At 36.5% G+C, this 17,688-nt stretch carries 17 protein-coding genes; 1 reads left to right on the forward strand and 16 read right to left on the reverse strand.

Going from position 1 to position 17,688, the window contains the following annotated elements:
• Positions 1-28: 28 nt before the first annotated feature.
• From fabG to WCV66_RS20000, 7 genes are all read right to left on the reverse strand, one after another.
• The gene (fabG, locus tag WCV66_RS19970; protein ID WP_338786635.1) at positions 29-769 is read right to left on the reverse strand and encodes a 3-oxoacyl-[acyl-carrier-protein] reductase; all 741 of its coding nucleotides are present in this window, start codon (positions 767-769) and stop codon (positions 29-31) included.
• Positions 769-1,713, reverse strand: coding sequence for an ACP S-malonyltransferase (gene fabD / locus WCV66_RS19975; RefSeq protein ID WP_338786636.1), 945 nt, complete (start codon positions 1,711-1,713; stop codon positions 769-771). The genes fabG and fabD overlap by 1 nt, the downstream gene beginning before the upstream one ends.
• A 54-nt stretch (positions 1,714-1,767) precedes the next feature.
• Positions 1,768-2,742 (reverse strand): phosphate acyltransferase PlsX, encoded by a 975-nt coding sequence (plsX, locus tag WCV66_RS19980; RefSeq protein WP_066337853.1) that lies wholly within the window; start codon positions 2,740-2,742, stop codon positions 1,768-1,770.
• 11 nt (positions 2,743-2,753) lie between these two features.
• Complete coding sequence (gene fapR / locus WCV66_RS19985) at positions 2,754-3,326, reverse strand: transcription factor FapR (protein ID WP_066337854.1); 573 nt, start codon at positions 3,324-3,326, stop codon at positions 2,754-2,756.
• Between the two features lie 222 nt (positions 3,327-3,548).
• On the reverse strand, positions 3,549-5,597 hold the full coding sequence (gene recG, locus WCV66_RS19990; protein ID WP_413789601.1) for an ATP-dependent DNA helicase RecG: 2,049 nt from the start codon (positions 5,595-5,597) through the stop codon (positions 3,549-3,551).
• 299 nt (positions 5,598-5,896) lie between these two features.
• Positions 5,897-7,564: a DAK2 domain-containing protein gene (locus tag WCV66_RS19995; protein ID WP_066337856.1), complete on the reverse strand. Its 1,668-nt coding sequence runs from the start codon at positions 7,562-7,564 to the stop codon at positions 5,897-5,899.
• A 17-nt stretch (positions 7,565-7,581) separates the two neighbouring features.
• Positions 7,582-7,944: an Asp23/Gls24 family envelope stress response protein gene (locus WCV66_RS20000; RefSeq protein WP_066337858.1), complete on the reverse strand. Its 363-nt coding sequence runs from the start codon at positions 7,942-7,944 to the stop codon at positions 7,582-7,584.
• Positions 7,945-8,235: 291 nt separating this feature from the next.
• Here WCV66_RS20000 and rpmB point away from each other — a divergent pair, with 291 nt between their 5' ends.
• Positions 8,236-8,424, forward strand: coding sequence for a 50S ribosomal protein L28 (rpmB, locus tag WCV66_RS20005; protein WP_066337865.1), 189 nt, complete (start codon positions 8,236-8,238; stop codon positions 8,422-8,424).
• Positions 8,425-8,719: 295 nt separating this feature from the next.
• Here rpmB and spoVM read toward each other — a convergent pair whose 3' ends face one another.
• The 9 genes from spoVM to fmt form a co-directional block, all read right to left on the reverse strand.
• Complete coding sequence (gene spoVM, locus WCV66_RS20010; protein ID WP_066337870.1) at positions 8,720-8,800, reverse strand: stage V sporulation protein SpoVM; 81 nt, start codon at positions 8,798-8,800, stop codon at positions 8,720-8,722.
• A gap of 150 nt (positions 8,801-8,950) precedes the next feature.
• Positions 8,951-9,595, reverse strand: coding sequence for a thiamine diphosphokinase (locus tag WCV66_RS20015; RefSeq protein WP_066337873.1), 645 nt, complete (start codon positions 9,593-9,595; stop codon positions 8,951-8,953).
• A 273-nt stretch (positions 9,596-9,868) separates the two neighbouring features.
• On the reverse strand, positions 9,869-10,525 hold the full coding sequence (gene rpe, locus WCV66_RS20020; protein ID WP_066337876.1) for a ribulose-phosphate 3-epimerase: 657 nt from the start codon (positions 10,523-10,525) through the stop codon (positions 9,869-9,871).
• 1 nt (position 10,526) lies between these two features.
• Positions 10,527-11,411: a ribosome small subunit-dependent GTPase A gene (gene rsgA, locus WCV66_RS20025; protein WP_338786637.1), complete on the reverse strand. Its 885-nt coding sequence runs from the start codon at positions 11,409-11,411 to the stop codon at positions 10,527-10,529.
• A 136-nt stretch (positions 11,412-11,547) separates the two neighbouring features.
• A complete protein-coding gene (gene pknB / locus WCV66_RS20030) occupies positions 11,548-13,542 on the reverse strand; it encodes a Stk1 family PASTA domain-containing Ser/Thr kinase (protein ID WP_185653127.1) in 1,995 nt (664 codons plus the stop codon).
• Complete coding sequence (locus tag WCV66_RS20035; RefSeq protein ID WP_338789502.1) at positions 13,536-14,294, reverse strand: Stp1/IreP family PP2C-type Ser/Thr phosphatase; 759 nt, start codon at positions 14,292-14,294, stop codon at positions 13,536-13,538. Before WCV66_RS20035 ends, pknB begins: the two co-directional genes overlap by 7 nt.
• Positions 14,295-14,299: 5 nt before the next feature.
• Entirely contained in the window at positions 14,300-15,388 is a 1,089-nt protein-coding gene (gene rlmN, locus WCV66_RS20040; RefSeq protein WP_066338021.1) for a 23S rRNA (adenine(2503)-C(2))-methyltransferase RlmN, read from the reverse strand.
• Positions 15,389-15,399: 11 nt separating this feature from the next.
• The gene (gene rsmB / locus WCV66_RS20045) at positions 15,400-16,749 is read right to left on the reverse strand and encodes a 16S rRNA (cytosine(967)-C(5))-methyltransferase RsmB (RefSeq protein WP_338786638.1); all 1,350 of its coding nucleotides are present in this window, start codon (positions 16,747-16,749) and stop codon (positions 15,400-15,402) included.
• On the reverse strand, positions 16,730-17,683 hold the full coding sequence (gene fmt, locus WCV66_RS20050) for a methionyl-tRNA formyltransferase (RefSeq protein WP_338786639.1): 954 nt from the start codon (positions 17,681-17,683) through the stop codon (positions 16,730-16,732). Before fmt ends, rsmB begins: the two co-directional genes overlap by 20 nt.
• Between the last annotated feature and the right edge of the window lie 5 nt (positions 17,684-17,688).

Genomic DNA, 17,688 nt, shown 5'->3' on the forward strand with positions numbered 1-17,688 from the left:
AAGCGCTGGTGCTAGACAGAACCAGTAGTTACATTACCATTCCGCCATTAACATGCATGGTTTGACCAGTAATATATTTGCTTTTTTCCGAAGCAAGGAAGGTAACAATATTTGCGATATCACTAGGTTCTCCTAATTTCGCTAAAGGAATTTGTTTTAGCATTTCCGCTTTCATCTCTTCTGATAGCTCATCTGTCATATCTGTTGTGATAAAGCCAGGTGCAACTGCATTTACAGTAATATTTCTAGATGCAAGCTCTTTTGCTGTTGTTTTCGTTAGACCAATGACACCAGCTTTTGCAGCAACGTAATTTGCTTGTCCTGCATTACCGCTTACTCCAACAACAGAAGTTATATTAATAATGCGACCGCTTCGTTGCTTCATCATCTGACGAGTAACACCTTTTGTACAAAGGAATACACCTTTTAGGTTCGTATTAATAACATCGTCCCATTCAGCATCTTTCATTCTCATTAGTAAATTATCTCGAGTAATTCCTGCATTATTCACTAGGATATCTAATTGACCAAATTGACTAATAACTTCTTTGATCATATTTTGTACATCCTCAGTATTTGATACATCTGCTTTAATAGCAAATGCGTTTCCACCATTTGCTTTAATCTCATCTACAACTTCATTTGCTTTTGCTTCACTACCAGCATAATTGACAGCAACACTTGCACCATTTTTAGCTAATTCAAGCGCAATAGCTTTTCCAATTCCACGTGACGCACCTGTAACTAATGCTACTTTGTTCTCTAGCATTATAACTCCCCCTTAAGCTTCTCAACTGTTGTATTAATTGTTTCTAGATCTGATATGGAATAAACAATAGCAGATCGATCTATTTTTTTCACTAATCCTGACAAAACTTTGCCTGGCCCAATTTCAATAAATGTGGTTACGCCGTTTTCAATCATTGTTTTTACAGATTCTTCCCATCTTACAGGAGAGTATAACTGTTTCACAAGTAAATCCTTAATTTCTTCTTGGCTCTCAACTGGGTTCGCCGTTACATTTGCTATGACTGGAATTGTTGCATCTTGAAAGCCTAATCCTGAAAGAACTTCCTGTAATTGATTTGCTGCTGGTTTCATAAGCTCTGAATGAAATGGACCACTAACTACTAATGGAATCGCACGTTTCGCCCCTTTTTCTTTTGCGATTGCAGAAGCTTGTTCGACCCCTTCAGCTGTACCTGAAATCACAATTTGTCCAGGACAGTTTAAATTAGCTAATTGTACAGAATGTCCTGTATTTGTAACTTCAGAAGTAACACTCTCAAGCTCCTCTGCAGACATACCTAAAATTGCAGCCATTGCCCCTTGACCTGCAGGTACAGCTTCATCCATAAACTCACCGCGTTTTTTTACTGCATAAACAGCATCCTCAAAGCTTAAAACGCCTGCTGCTACAAGTGCTGTGTATTCTCCAAGACTGTGTCCGGCAACAAAGTCTGCAGTTATTCCGTGCTGTTTAAAATGCTCCAATATCGCAATGCTTGTTGTTAACAATGCAGGCTGTGCATTATAGGTTAATGTCAATGTATCCTGTGGACCTTCAAAAATAAGCTCTGTTAACTTTTCATCTAAGCGGTTATCTGCTGCTTCAAAAATACGTTTTGATTCTAGTACGCATTCAAAGAGATCTTTCCCCATACCAACAGCTTGTGAACCTTGTCCAGGAAATAAAAATGCTAGTTTTGTCATATCTCTGTCCCTCTTTTCTTTCTGATTTTCTTCTAATTCTTACTCTACATCACCTTAAAGTGAAGAATGGATTGTATCAGAAACATTGTTCGAAACCATTTCACGTGTTTGACGTATCGCATTGTAAATGGCATTAGCATCAGATGAACCGTGCGCTTTAATAACGGGTGCCTTCAAGCCAAAAAGTGCGGCTCCACCATATTCAGAGTAATCCATTTTCTGCTTTATTCCTCGAAGCTCAGGCTTTAATATCCCTGCAGCTAATTTCGACTTCAAATTACTTGTCAAAGCAGACTTCATCATTGAAAACACAGATAATGCGGTACCTTCAATTGTCTTTAGAGCTATATTTCCGGTAAAGCCATCCGTTACAACAACATCTGCGATAGAATTCATCAAGTCTCTCGATTCAACATTTCCAACGAAATTTAACTGCGTTCTTTTTAAAAGCTCGAAAGCTTGTTTCGTTAATTCATTTCCCTTTTTATCTTCCGTTCCTACATTTAATAGGCCGATACGTGGATTCTTAATTCCACGCACCTTTTCTACATAGATTGAGCCCATGATTGCATATTGAAGCAAGTGTTCTGGTTTTGCGTCCACATTTGCACCGACGTCTAAAAATAAAAAGCCTTTTCCATCCAATGTTGGTAAAGTTGGTGATAGTGCTGGTCGTTCAATTCCTTCAATTCTACCTACAATAAATAGACCTGCAGTCATCAATGCACCAGTATTACCAGCAGATATACAACCATCTGCTCGTCCTTCCTTCACTTCATTAGCCATTAGTACCATAGAAGCATTCTTTTTCCTTCTAACCGCACGTACTGGCTCATCTGTACCTTCAATTACTTCATCTGTATGTATAACTGTAATTCTCGTCTGATCTGTTAAATAAGGTTTAATTTTATCTTCATGACCAATGAGTGTCACCTCTAAGTCTGAAAAAGCAGAAATGGCTTTTATAACACCTTCTACTACAGCCTGTGGGGCATTATCTCCACCCATTGCGTCGATCGCTAACTTCATATTTATGCTACCTACCTTTGTGCTGGATTTGAGCGATACATGTCAAATTCACCTGAAAACACTAATTCATTTCCGACATAGCTGTTTACTTCGACAGTCGTACGTCCTTTTTCAGATTCGCCCATTACAACCTTTGCTTTTGCAATTACCCGTTCATTTTCCATTACTTGTCGAGTAAACCGAATACTTGCAGTTGCAGTAAGCGCCAACTCATCATTAATAACAGCTACTGCTAATGAATTTGCTTGTGCAAATAAATGATGACCACGAGCAATTTGATTCCTACTAAAAACATGCTCTTTTTTTATTTCTAACATAGAAATTGCTGACTCATCTAACTGAAGATCAATTATTTCTCCGATAATTTCTTCTATATGTAACGATTTCACTTCATCGTCTAGTTTCTTTTCTGCAACATGTTTTATACGTTCTCTTAATTCTGGAATTGATAATTCTAAGCGGTCAAGACGAATTGTTTGAATGCTCACTTGGAACTTATCAGCTAATTCCTCATCAGTTATAAAAGGTGTATCACCTATAGTTTCCTGCAATAATTGCTGTCTCTCTTTTTTATTTTTTCTCATATCACTATGACACCGTCCGAACTATTAAGACTAGGTACTAATAGTAGTATATAGATAAAAAAAATAGAATGCAAGCAGAAAAGCGAAAGCGCCTTGGTTAGCCCTGAAAAGCATAAGACACTCATGAAATGAAGGTGCTCTTTCCTTCAATTCATGAGTAGCATATAGGTCTTCGCTCCAGGCGCTGGAGCTAGAGATCACTATTTCAATACCATTTAACTATTAATCTAACTTCTCCCCATTTAGAATACCAGATTGAATTAAGTACATTCTTAACCCCTCATATCTATCTTCTACCCAAAAAGATTTTGAACGAACTAATTCTACAGCATCTTGTCTTGCAACTTCTAATGCACGATAATCATGGACCATGTCAGCAACCTTGAAAATCGGCATACCACTTTGCTTTTTACCGAAGAAATCTCCTGGACCCCTCAACTCTAAATCTCTTTCAGATAAAACAAAGCCGTCATTCGTATCTGTCATAATCTTCATTCTTTCTTTACCTGCTTCTGATTTCGGATCTGCTAGTAAAATACAATATGACTGTTCACTTCCTCTTCCCACACGACCACGAAGCTGATGAAGCTGTGACAAGCCAAAACGCTCTGCATCATATATAACCATTGTTGTTGCATTCGGGACATTTACACCAACCTCAACAACAGTTGTTGAGACTAATATATTTACCTGGTTTTGACTAAAGCTTCGCATTACAGTATCTTTTTCATCAGATGATAGTCTACCATGCATTATACCTACCTGATAACGACCTTTATAATAAGAGGTGAGCATACTATGAACATCCAATGCATTTTGTACATCAAGCTTGTCAGATTCCTCGATCAAAGGACAGATCACATAAGCTTGACGCCCCTTAGATATTTCTTTTTCAATAAAAGCCAAAATTCTCTCAAGCATTGTTGGCTTTACCCAATATGTTTCAATTGTTTTTCTCCCTGCAGGCAACTCATCTATAATAGAGACATCCATTTCTCCAAACGCAGTAATCGCTAGTGTTCGAGGAATCGGGGTAGCTGTCATAAATAATACATCTGTATTGACTCCCTTTTCACGGAGCATCCGTCTTTGCTCAACTCCAAATCGATGTTGTTCATCTGTAATAACTAAGCCAAGCTTGTGAAAATGAATTTCATCTTGAATCAGAGCATGCGTTCCAATTAAAAGCTGAATCTCATTATTTTTCACCTTTTCTAAAAGCTCGCGACGTTTCTTACCTTTAACAGAGCTTGTTAACAGAGCGACATTCACATCAAATGATTCAAACAAGTTAGATAAAGACTCTGCATGCTGTTCAGCTAATATCTCCGTTGGGACCATTAGAGCGGCTTGATAACCAGATAAAATAGCAGCATATACTCCAATTGCTGCAACTACCGTTTTTCCTGATCCAACATCTCCTTGAAGTAATCTGTTCATTCTAAATGGTGACTTCATATCTGTAATAATTTCATTAATCACACGTGCTTGAGCGTTTGTAAGAGGAAAAGGTAATGCTTTAATAAAGTTTTCAAGACTTTCTTCAGGAAATTCATGGGCTATTCCCTGTGATTGTTCTCTTTGCACCTTGCGTAATGTTTGCATTTTCAACTGAAATAAGAGAAATTCTTCATACACAAAACGCCTTCTTGCCTGCTTTAATTCTTCCTTTCCATCTGGTAGATGAATCGAACGTAAAGCTTCCTTTCTTGTTTGAAGCTTATATTTTTGTAAGAGCTCAGTTGGAATGATTTCCTCTATTTCATCTAAAAATTCGTTTAACGCAAGAGAAATAAATTTCCGCATCCCTTTAATTGTAAGCTTACCTTTTACAGAATACACTGGTTCAATTCCATTGAGCACTTGCTTAGGTCCAAATGTAAGTTCTTGAACGGTAATGGTTTGCCGATGTTTGTCCCACTTCCCTATAACGGTCACTGTTGAATCGATCGTTAGCTTATTTTTAAAATAAGGACGATTGAAACAAACTGCGGAGAGTAAGTATCGACCAACTAATATACGGAATGTAAGGCGTGAACGCTTTTTACCAAAATAAGAAAGTAGTGGTTCACTATGAACCTTCCCCTCCACGGTTACTCTTTCGTCATGTTTAACATCCGCAAGGTCTTTTAAGCTGTTATCATCATATCTATATGGAAAATATTCTATAAGATCATCAATTGTATATATACCTATATCGTTTAAAAGGTCTTCTGTTTCATCACCAACACCTTTAATTGATGAAATAGGTTCTGCTAGTCTTTTCTTCACATTTATTTTGCGATTCCCTATTATGGTCTTTAGCTGTTGACCTTTAGGACTCGCGGCTAACCTCCTTGTGCTAGTTCTTTTCTTGCAGCATACGTAATAAGATTAGTTTAACAGATTTCTCTTCAAGCTGTACAAGCTTACGAATTAAAAAGTCTGAACTTATATTTTGATAAAAGTTCAGTATAAATTATTGAGTTTTCATCTTGGAAAATTGATTATTAGAAGTTTGTAACAGAGGAATTCTTCATTTATTTCACACTCAAAAAAACTCGGCAAATGCCGAGTTTCTATGTGTGATTTTATTCAACTGAGAAAATATAAGAATATAAAGGTTGTTCACCTTTATGCGTTTCAACTTCAATGTCCTCGAACTGTTCCTCAACAAATTGAATTAGTTTCTCTACTTCTTCATCGTTTGCATCCTCACCTTGGATAATCGTTAAAATCTCATCCTCTGCAGAAATCATTTCTGAAAGTAGTTTCTTCGAAGCAGCTAGTTGATCACGATCTGTAATGGTTATTTTACCATTCAAAATCCCCATGAAGTCCCCTTTTGTAATATCAAGTCCATCAATATTCGTATCGCGAACTGCATACGTTATTTGACCGCTTTTCACATTGCTCAAGGCATCAATTAGTGTATTTTCTACATCACTAGGATCTGCAGTAGGATTAAAAGCGAGTAGTGCAGCCATTCCTTGTGGTACTGTTTTAGAAGGAATGACAATGACATTATCTTCAACAACAGAGGCAGCTTGTTGTGCAGCCATGACAATATTTGAGTTATTTGGTAGAATTATAATGGTTTCAGCATGAACGTCTTTAATAGCTTGTACGATATCCTCTGTACTAGGATTCATCGTTTGTCCACCTTCGATCACTTCATTCGCTCCGATACTTCTAAATAGCTCAGCAATACCTTTGCCCATGGTTACTGTCACGATGCCATATTTCTGCTTTTCTTGCTTTAATTCTACTTTAGGAGCAGCCTGTGAATTTTCACCAACAATATTAGTATGTTGTTGTCGCATATTTTCGATTTTCATGTTAATAAGGTTTCCATATTTTTGACCGTATGAAAGAACTTCACCAGGATGTTCTGCATGTATATGTACTTTTGCAAGCTCATCATCAGCAATAACGAGTAATGAATCACCAAATTGACTTAAATCATTTCTGAAATTTTCTTCATTGAATGGTGTCTTATCAGCTTCAAAACGTACCATGAACTCTGTACAATAGCCAAACTCAATGTCTTCAGTATTAATATGACTTTGAACACTTTTATGATGCTCAGCGTTTACAAGTTCATTCATAGAAGGCATTGATGCATTTAGAGTTGAAAGTTTTTCTCCTGTTAAAACAGCTAAGAACCCTTCATATACAAACACTAACCCTTGACCACCGCTATCAACTACTCCAACCTCTTTTAAAACTGGAAGAAGATCAGGTGTACGCTTTAATGACTGATTCGCTTCTGTTAATATTACTTCCATTAATTTATCAATAGCAATCTCATTTTCTGCTGCTAGCACTGCAGCTTTAGCAGCGTCTTTTGCAACAGTTAAAATCGTACCTTCAACAGGCTTCATGACTGCTTTATATGCTGTATCTACACCTGCCTGAAGTGCATTAGCAAATTCTAAACTGTTAATCGACTGCTTCGATTCAATTGATTTTGAGAACCCTCTGAATAATTGCGAAAGAATAACACCAGAGTTTCCTCTAGCACCCATTAATAGTCCTTTTGATAGAGCACTACCAACCTTACCGATATGATCTGAAGTATTGTTTTGGACTTCTTTTGCCCCTGATGTCATCGATAAATTCATGTTCGTTCCAGTGTCACCATCAGGAACTGGAAAAACGTTTAGTGCATCGACTAATTTTGCATTATTCGATAGGTGGTTTGCCCCTTGCAAAATCATCTCTGCAAAACGCTTACCATCTAAAGTTGTAATTGACACAGGTAATTTCCTCCTTACTACGAGTTCGCTACACGAACACCTTGTACAAAAATATTTACGGAATCAACAGCAAGTCCAACCGTCTGATCTAACGTATACTTAACTTTAGTTTGAACGTTATGTGCGACTTCAGAAATTTTTGTACCATAGCTGACGATAATATACATATCAATATAAATTGTTTCGTCTTCTTGGCGTACAATTACGCCTCTGCTAAAGTTTTCTTTTCTAAGAATTTCTGTAAGACCATCTTTTATTTGATTCTTTGATGCCATTCCAACAATACCATAGCAGTCAATTGCTGCACCACCGGCAACAGTTGCAATGACCTCGTTTGATATATCAATTTGTCCGTACTTCGTTTTTAATTCAATGGACATGATCGTTCCCCCTTTGGAATTGCTCTCACTGGCTATAATTATTTTACTATAAGCATGCACAAATGAAAAGTGGAAGCGCCTTTATCAATAAAAGAACAAAACACAATTCCTTTTTTCAATAGTATTATACAATACACCATTAAATACTATGTCAAGGAAAAATTCTTGAAAGCTTTACGTTGAAGTATTGCATTCCTGAGGCAGTTATGATAAATTATTAAAGTATCTCATGGCTATGTACATGACTATTGTAAAAAATGTTAGGTTTTTTTGTAGTAAGGAGGGAATAACATGGCACGTAAATGCGTTGTTACTGGTAGAAAAACTCGCTCAGGTAATGCACGTTCACACGCGATGAACGCTAACAAACGTACTTGGGGCGCAAACCTTCAAAAAGTTCGCATCTTAGTAAACGGTAAACCAAAAAAAGTATATGTATCTGCTCGCGCTTTAAGATCAGGTAAAGTTGAGCGAGTTTAATTCATATTAAGCTCTCTCTAAATTAGTGTTCAAAAAGGAAGACAAAAAGAGCCTAGAACTTCAAGTAGAAAGCTTAATATTCAACACCAAAACGTTTATATTCGTGAGGAGTCGAGTAACAAGCTGTCGTAGAAATTCAATAGCTATTTTTCCGGACTTTTTGAACTACCTATAAAGCAGAAAACATGAAATGATAGCTTATCTTAGTTTGCTATATTGCAGCTATGTTTCATATTCAATAAATATAAAACACATAAGCTAAGAAAAAAGCACCGAAAATAACGGTGCTTTTTTCTTAATCTTTTTTAAACGAACCGAGCATTGCTCGAACAATTCCTCCTAAAAACTTTGGTAGCTTAATCGTATAAAATCTCATTGTTTCCCTCCTCAACCAAATCATTAAACATGCTTGTTTAAAGGTACTATTAGCGTCAAAGTTTCATAAAAATCAAATCAGTTCTTTAGCATTATATTCAGTCTGTGGAAAAAAATGACGCGAGACCTTATCTCTTTGAATCCACAAGGCTTAATCTCGACTTCTTATCATTAATATTATGCCGTCATGAAAAGAAAAAGTACCTTGTTCATGAATGAGTTCATTACTAATACATAATGTCGATCCAATGCTGATATGACAATTATTTAATGGATATTTAAATCCTTCTAGCGTAATACCCTTCACTTCATGACTAATCGGAATAAACGATATATATTTCCACTCCTTGTGTTTCTTTATTGTATATGTTCCTGGAGTGAAGAGCGTGATATGATTTTGACGATCGATTATTTCAATTTTTGAATCATACTTTATTGTTTTAAAAAGGAGTTGAATATTACCAAGCATATGGTCGATTCTTCCGCCAGTTGCTCCAAAAATTTGTATGAGTTCATGTGATTGTTGAACTGCCCATTCTAATGCAAGCTCAGTATCTGTTTTATCTTTTTCAGCAGAAAAAATAGACAAATTAGTGAAAGCCTTTGTCAACTCATTCCTCTCTTTATTTGTAATGGAGTCAAAATCTCCAAAAGCAAAGGTTAGGGGCAATCCTGACTCTTGTATGTATAACGTCCCTCTATCAATTCCAACCCATATAACACCCTCGTGATGATAATCTGTTAATACAGGGAGATTTTCTTTTGGTCCTCCTGCAACAAGTGCGATTGTTTTCATATTAACTCCTTATGTATCAAAATTTTATTAAATATTTCACTTTATCCTCACTAATGGATAGCCTGACTTACCATGCTAAAAATGCTAAGTCCAAAGGCTTCACCTGAACTTTTTCTTCCTAACCATCGTTTGTTAAGCACAACTTCTTGGCTCTGCTCATCTGATGAATCTTATACCGAAGTTTAGTACTTAAGATATAAAAAAAGTCTGACACAGGGAATGCGTCAGAACTCTTTATTGATTTAAATTGAATCTTAGATGAGTTTTTCAGATTTATGAATGAATGGCCTGTTTTAAGGCTTGAATTGCTTGATGGCGATCAGGCTTATTATAAATAGCCGAACCTGCAACAAGTACAGTTGCTCCGGCTTCAACACAAAGTTTGGCCGTTTCTTCATTAATTCCGCCATCCACTTCAATTTCGATCGGAAGCTGTTTTTCTTTAATAATTGTAGCAAGCTGTTTAATTTTTGGTAAGACTTGTGGAATAAAAGCTTGTCCCCCAAAACCAGGATTTACTGTCATTAATAAAACCATATCAATATCCTCTAGAACATGCTGTATTGACTCGATAGGTGTATGTGGGTTTAACACTACACCTGCCTTAATACCCTCAGACTTGATTAATTGAAGGGTTCTATGTAGATGTTTACATGCTTCAACATGTACAGTAATGATATCCGCACCTGCACGCACAAACTCATGTATATAACTGTCTGGTTGTTCAATCATGAGGTGTACGTCTAAAGGAAGCTTTGTAACAGGTCGAATTGCTTCCACAATTAAAGGCCCAATCGTAATATTTGGTACAAAGTGTCCATCCATAACATCTACATGAATATAGTCGGCACCACCATTTTCTACATCTTTAATCTCCAAACCCAATTTCGCGAAATTTGCCGATAGGATTGATGGGGCAATTTTTATCATACTAATACCTCGGCTTTCTATCTTTTATTTCTTCAACAAAGGTTAAATAATGTTCATATCGATATTGCGGTATTTCTCCATTATCTACCGCTTCTTTGATCGCACATTTTGGCTCTTTTACATGTGTGCAACCACGAAATTTACAATTCCCACTTCTTTCTTTCATTTCCGGAAAACAGTAGGTTAAATCTTCAACCTCAATACCTGTAAAATCTAATGAACTAAAACCTGGTGTATCTGCAACAAAGCCAGACCCTGCTGCAATTAATTCTACATGTCTTGTCGTATGCTTACCTCTCCCTAAATGTGTTGAAATATCATCTGTCTTTAGATCAAGATCTGGTCTTAAAACATTTAATAACGATGATTTTCCTACTCCAGATTGTCCAGCAAAAACTGAAATTTTATTATCTAGAATCGGTTGTAGGTCATGTTCTACACTAGATTCAACAGTAGAAGTTAATAGCACTTTGTACCCTGCATTTTGATAATCTTTAGCATACGAAAGCACTTTTTCTTTTATATCCCCAGATGGAATTAAATCTGCCTTACTGATAACCAGAATTGGTTCAATATCATTAGCTTCAATCAGTACAAGGAAGCGATCAAGCAGCGCTGGACTAAAATCAGGTTCAACTGCTGAAAAAACAAGAATCGCTTGGTCGACATTACAAATAGGTGGTCTGACAAGTTCATTTTTACGGCCAAATATTTCAAGTATATAACCCTCTTGATCATTATCTGCCTGGTATTCAACTTCATCTCCTACAAGTGGGGTGATCTTATTTTTCCGAAAAATACCTCTACCTCTACATTGAATCATTCTTTCGCCGTCTTGCACATAGTAAAAACCACTAAGAGCTTTCACAATTTTCCCTTGTGGCATGAATAACCTCCTAGAACAATATTGTTGTTTCTCTAAATATATTATTGATTTATTAAAGCTCATTACAAGAATTCATAGTAAAAGTTTGTGATTAATATTCTTGTGATATTCCATAATAAAAAACTATATTCTGCTTTTATTCCTCTGGATATGGAATTGTTTCAGAGGCGACAACTTTATTATCGATCGTAATTTGGTAAAACGCGCTTTCATCTGGAGCAATTATAAATTCCAACCGCTTAGTTTGTGGACCTATTATTTTGAATTCTTCGTAGGTTTCTGAAATTGAATTCTCAGCATCATCTATACTAATTTTAACCACAAGCTCTTGACCTTCTTCTTCTGGCTCATATGGAATTTCTACGGTTTTTTCTACCTTCTTAGGCGGTTCAGGTTCTGGACCCAAAGAATATACAAGCTGCAAAGTTGTGTCTTTAGGAACGACTTCTGTTCCTACTTCTGGTAATTGTGAAATAAGATGGCCAATGGGAATATCATTTGAATATTCCTCAGATTCTATAGAAGTAAATCCATTAGAACTTACATATTCATCGACTTGAGACTTACTTTTACCAACAAAATTCTCGATTTTTTCAAGCTTAGGTCCAGAGCTCACCGTAAACTCTATGGTTTCCTCAGAAGGGATTACTTCTACCCCTATTTCAGGCGATTGAGTTAGAATCGTTCCTGCATTCTCCACTTCATTTGACTCTTCTTTCACATCAATGGTAAAACCCTTTATTTCGAGAATTGATTTGACCCTGTCAATATTTTTCCCAACATAATCATCAAGCACTACTTTTTCTTTACCAGTACTCTCATAAATCGTTATTGTTGCACCTTCTTTTGTTATTTCTGAAGCTGATGGAATTGTTTTGATGACATATCCTTCTTCTATCTCCTCATCAGAGACAAGAACAGGTTCTCCAACTTCAAATCCATTTTCATAGAGAATATCTACTGCATCTTCATAAGTTTCCCCTGAAACATCAGGCACTTCGATATCCTTTGGTAGCATCATAGGCGGAATTATTGTAAAAGCAGCAACACTAGCCGTGATTAAAATAATAAAAGTGGTAATAATAAAGATGGCAAGTTTGCTTTTTTGCTTTTTTGGTTTCTTTTCTTTCTTTGCTAGCTTTTTATTTTGCTTAATATTCTTTTTTGGTTCTTCTTTTTGGTTATCTATTGTGGAATGTACAATTGTATCCTCGATTTTACTTTGTTCAATATCTTCATTCGTAATAATAGGTATTGCTTTTGTTGCTTCGAAATCCTCAGGAATTGAAAAACGAGGTTCAGATATCCGACTTACATCAAATGCAGTTTCAAGATCTTTTTCCATTTCTTCTGCAGAATCATAGCGGTGAAAAGAATCCTTTGCAGTCGCTTTTAAAATAATATTTTCTAAGCTTTGTGGGATATCGGGATTCCATCTTTTCGGTGATGGTGTCTCTGATTGCAAATGCTTTAAGGCAATCGAAATAGCAGATTCACCATCGAATGGCAAACGTCCAGTTAATAACTCAAATAATACGATTCCAATTGAATAGATATCAGATTTGTTATTTGCTAATCCACCTCTAGCTTGTTCAGGTGATAAATAGTGGACAGACCCTAGTACAGAATTGGTTTGTGTGATTGTTGTTGAGCTAAGTGCCATCGCAATTCCAAAATCTGTTACTTTCACATTACCATGATGGTCAATCAATATATTATGTGGTTTTATGTCACGATGAATAATATGATTATCATGTGCGTGTTGGATCGCTGATACAATCTGTACCATTATGTTAACCGCTTTTCTCGGGTGAATAGGAGCAAACTGCTGTATGTATTGCTTTAAGGTTTGACCATCTACATACTCCATTACAATATAGTAAATCCCATCTTCTTCTCCGACATCATATATACTTACTACATTAGGATGGGCCAAGCTTGTTGCAGATTGTGCTTCTCTTCTAAATCTTTTAATAAATTCGTCATCGTTAGAAAAGTCAAATCGCAATACCTTCATTGCAACTTCTCTTTCTAGAATCATGTCCTTGGCTAGATAGACGTTTGCCATTCCACCTCCGCCAATAACCTCTAGAATTTTATAACGACCACTAATTCTTTTACCTATTAGCACGGCGCTTCACCTAATTCAAGATTTGCCGTCTTTTTTATAATGACTAGAGAAATATTATCCTCTCCACCGTTATCATTTGCTGACTTAACAAGCGAATTCGCAATTTCCGGAAGAGAATGACTTTTTAAAAGTTCTTCTTGCATTTCTTCATCAGAAACTTTGTTTGACAACCCATCAGAGCATAATAAAAGCACATTATCTTGTTCAAATTCAATCGTGGAAAGATCCAGTTCTACTGTTTGTTCTGTGCCTAATGCCCGTAAAAGGACATTTTTCCGAGGATGATGTTCAGCATCTTCTTTTGAAATTTGTCCTGACCGTACCAATTCATTTACGAGTGAATGGTCTTGGGTCACTTGCTTGTAACCACTGTGGTTTAATAGATAACACCGACTATCTCCAATATGACCAATGGTCGCGAAGCTTGGGGTTATAATTACACCAACAATTGTTGTTCCCATGCCTTGACATTCTGGATTCGATAAAGAATGGTCATAAACAGCTTTGTTTACCTCTGAGACCTTCTCAATAAACCAAGCCTCAGCATCTTTAGGGCTATCAATATTCTTCGCTTGCTCCCATAATCCTTTAAAGGTAGAGATGGTCATTTGACTAGCAACATCTCCAGCCAGATGACCTCCCATTCCATCAGCAACAATCGCCAACACACCAGCTTCGTTTTCAAAAACACCAACACAATCCTCATTATGTTGTCTAACTCTTCCCCTATCTGACAAATAAAAAGTATCCACCTTGGTCACCTCGTCTCCTCTTTACGCTCCTTAGCTCGAAGTTGTCCACATGCTGCATCAATATCATGGCCTTGTTCTCTTCTTACTGTTACATTAACTCCATACTTTTTAAGCGTATCTTCAAATAACTTAATCTGGTCTTTCGGTGTACGTACATAATTTCTTTCAGGTACGTAGTTTACAGGAATTAAATTAATGTGGCACTTTAAACCCTTAACTAATTTTGCTAATTCTTCGGCATGTTCAACTTGATCATTTTCTCCACCAAAAAGTCCGTACTCGAAGCTAACACGTCTTCCTGTTTTATCTACATAATACTTTACAGCCTCCATTAGATCGGGCAATTTATATGCTTTATTAATCGGCATAAGTTGAGTCCGTAATTCCGAATTTGGAGCATGTAATGATATAGCAAAATTGATTTGTAACTTTTCATCAGCAAACTTATAGATCTTCGGAATGATTCCACTTGTTGAAACAGTAATATGGCGAGCGCCTATATTCAAGCCTTTATCATGATTAATAATTTTTAAGAAAGACATCATCTCATCATAATTATCAAATGGTTCACCAATTCCCATTATAACAACATGACTTACTCGCTCATCAAATTCATCAAGTGCCTGTTGTACTTTTACGACTTGAGCAACAATTTCTCCTGCTTCTAAATTTCTTTTTAATCCTCCTAATGTTGAGGCACAAAATGTACAACCAATCCGGCAACCTACCTGAGTTGTTACACATACAGAATTACCATATTCATGTCTCATTAAAACCGTTTCAATCGAATATCCATCATGTAATTCAAAAAGAAACTTAATTGTTCCGTCTTTTGATGTTTGTTGAATAAGAGTATTAAGTGTTGTTAAAGTAAAGTTTTCACTCAAAAGCGTTCTAAGGTTTTTTGAAAGGTTTGACATGTCCTCAAAACTAGTTGCACGTTTTGTATATAACCATTCAAATATTTGATTTGCTCGGAATGATTTTTCTCCATTATTCTTTAACCATTCTTCTAACTCATGAAGTTCTAATGAGTAGATAGACGGGTTACTCTTCTTTTCTTCGCTGTCTTTTTTTGTCCTAGTTGCTTTCATCTGTTCCAATTTTAACCCTTCTTTCGTAAACATGCTATATAAAAACCGTCTGTTCCAAAGTAATGTGGCAGCAACTGTACTTCCCCATTTTGAAAAATAGGCTGAAGTTTTTCAGGTAAATATTTTACTGAAGCTTGATCCCGCACGAACTCTGGATGGCTTTCTAAAAACGTCTGAACGACGTCGCTATTTTCTTCTTTATCAATTGTGCATGTACTATAAACTAACACACCATCTCTTTTTAATAAAGGGGCAACAGCCTGTAAAATATTGTGTTGCAGGTCGGCCAGCTTTAATACATCTTCTTGATTTTTCGTATACTTGATATCAGGCTTTCTTCGAATAACTCCAAAACCAGAACATGGAGCATCAACTAAAATTCGATCAAAGCTCTCCTTTTCAAAGCGGTTACCGGCCAACCTGGTATCTAATGCTTCAGGTATAATATTTTCTAGCTGCAATCGGTCTGCTTGTTGTTTAATAAGCTTTACCTTATGCTCATGTAAATCAAGGGAATGAACAGTACCTGTGCCTTTCATACGTTCAGCTATATGTGTAGATTTTCCTCCAGGAGCTGCACATGCATCTAAAACCCTCTCACCTTCTTGTGGATTTAATGCTCTAGCAACTAACATTGAGCTTTCATCTTGGATGGTAAGTAGTCCTTTTGAAAACGCCTCAGTTAAGGCTAAATTTCCTTTCATACCCTTTATTGCATCCTCAGATAAATCTCCATGCTCAACCATTATCCCTTTGTTTGTAAGGTCATGAAAAAGCTCATCAACAGTTGTTTTCGTTTGATTAACTCGTGCTGTTTGCGAAGGTGGCATTAAATTTACTTCACACATTTTTTCGGTTTCTTCATAACCAAATTGTTTTACCCATTTGTCAACTAGCCATGATGGGTGACTTGTTTTAATTGCTAGTCTCTCCACAGAATCAGATATATCATCAAATGTAGGTAGACCTTCTCGTTGAACAGATCTGAGCACGCCATTCACAAAAGCAGCAATCCCTTTATGACCTCGTTTTTTTGCAATTTCTACTGCCTCGAAAAAGATTGCTCTTTCTGGGATTCGATCAAGATAAACCATTTGGTAAATGGAGATCCTTAATAAAATTTGTACCCAAGCCTCAATTTTTTTTGCCTTTTTTAAAAAGCCTGCTAAAAAATAGTCGAGTGTTTCACGTCTTTGCAATGTTCCGTAAACGATTTCGGTGAGTAATGCTATATCCTTCTCATTTACTTTATGTTTTTTTATCATTGAGTTTAAAAGCAAATTACTATATGCTTGATTTTTCTCAACTTGTAATAAGGTTTCTACTGCTACATCTCGTACACTATTTGGTTGTTTTTTCATCATCATCGCCTAATTTATTCCCTACGGAAATTGTTGTCCCTCTCAAATAGTCTTCTCCACTCATTTTCTTTTTACCAGATGGTTGAAGTTCAGTGATTTTTATCGCTGTTTTATTTCCAGTTGCGACAACAAAACCATCCTGATCAATTCCGATAATTGTTCCGGGAGATGAATCGTTTTTACTCAGCATTTTTTCGCCCCACCATAGCTTAAGAGGTTGATTCTCATAAGTTGTAAACGCAACAGGCCAAGGATTAAGACCTCTAATTTGGTTATAGATTTCTTCCCCTGTTTTGGTCCAATCAATCTTTTCTTGCTCACGTTTAATATTAGAGGCGAAGGTTGCTTTTGAATCATCCTGCTTTTTTGGTGTGAGCTTTCCTGCAAGTAATTGAGGAATTGTTTCAGACAAAAGACTTACTCCTGCTTCGCTGAGCTTGTCATGTAATGAACCAACTGTGTCTCGCTCCTCAATTCTAACCTCGACCTGAGTAAGGATATCACCAGCATCAAGTTTTTCTGCCATATACATGATCGTGATTCCTGTTTTATCTTTCCCTTGAAGAATAGAATAATGAATTGGTGCACCACCTCTTAATTCCGGTAAAAGTGAAGCATGTACATTTATACAGCCAAATTTAGGCGCTTCTAATAATTCCTTTGGTAAAATTTGTCCAAAAGCTGCCGTGACAATAAGGTCTGGCTCCAATGAAAGAACATCCTCAATCTCATTTCGAATCTTTTCAGGCTGTAACACTTTAATACCATGATTCTCAGCTTCTACTTTTACTGGTGGCGGAGTAAGAGTTTTTTTACGCCCTTTTGGTCGATCTGGTTGGGTTACAACACCAACAATATCATAGCCTTCTTTTACAAGACTCCGTAAAATCGGCACAGAAAAATCAGGTGTTCCCATAAATACGATTTTTGTCATACGTG

It is taken from the genome of Metabacillus rhizosphaerae (assembly GCF_037201795.1).
Lineage (GTDB): Bacteria > Bacillota > Bacilli > Bacillales > Bacillaceae > Metabacillus > Metabacillus rhizosphaerae.

What these genes read in the sequence shown, in the direction of transcription:
- fabG (WP_338786635.1), bottom strand. Translation starts at nt 769, where the DNA reads ATGCTAGAGAACAAAGTAGCATTAGTTACAGGTGCGTCACGTGGAATT.
- fabD (WP_338786636.1), bottom strand. Translation starts at nt 1,713, where the DNA reads ATGACAAAACTAGCATTTTTATTTCCTGGACAAGGTTCACAAGCTGTT.
- plsX (WP_066337853.1), bottom strand. Translation starts at nt 2,742, where the DNA reads ATGAAGTTAGCGATCGACGCAATGGGTGGAGATAATGCCCCACAGGCT.
- fapR (WP_066337854.1), bottom strand. Translation starts at nt 3,326, where the DNA reads ATGAGAAAAAATAAAAAAGAGAGACAGCAATTATTGCAGGAAACTATA.
- WCV66_RS20000 (WP_066337858.1), bottom strand. Translation starts at nt 7,944, where the DNA reads ATGTCCATTGAATTAAAAACGAAGTACGGACAAATTGATATATCAAAC.
- rpmB (WP_066337865.1), top strand. Translation starts at nt 8,236, where the DNA reads ATGGCACGTAAATGCGTTGTTACTGGTAGAAAAACTCGCTCAGGTAAT.
- spoVM (WP_066337870.1), bottom strand. Translation starts at nt 8,800, where the DNA reads ATGAGATTTTATACGATTAAGCTACCAAAGTTTTTAGGAGGAATTGTT.
- WCV66_RS20015 (WP_066337873.1), bottom strand. Translation starts at nt 9,595, where the DNA reads ATGAAAACAATCGCACTTGTTGCAGGAGGACCAAAAGAAAATCTCCCT.
- rpe (WP_066337876.1), bottom strand. Translation starts at nt 10,525, where the DNA reads ATGATAAAAATTGCCCCATCAATCCTATCGGCAAATTTCGCGAAATTG.
- rsgA (WP_338786637.1), bottom strand. Translation starts at nt 11,411, where the DNA reads ATGCCACAAGGGAAAATTGTGAAAGCTCTTAGTGGTTTTTACTATGTG.
- rlmN (WP_066338021.1), bottom strand. Translation starts at nt 15,388, where the DNA reads ATGAAAGCAACTAGGACAAAAAAAGACAGCGAAGAAAAGAAGAGTAAC.
- rsmB (WP_338786638.1), bottom strand. Translation starts at nt 16,749, where the DNA reads ATGAAAAAACAACCAAATAGTGTACGAGATGTAGCAGTAGAAACCTTA.
- fmt (WP_338786639.1), bottom strand. Translation starts at nt 17,683, where the DNA reads ATGACAAAAATCGTATTTATGGGAACACCTGATTTTTCTGTGCCGATT.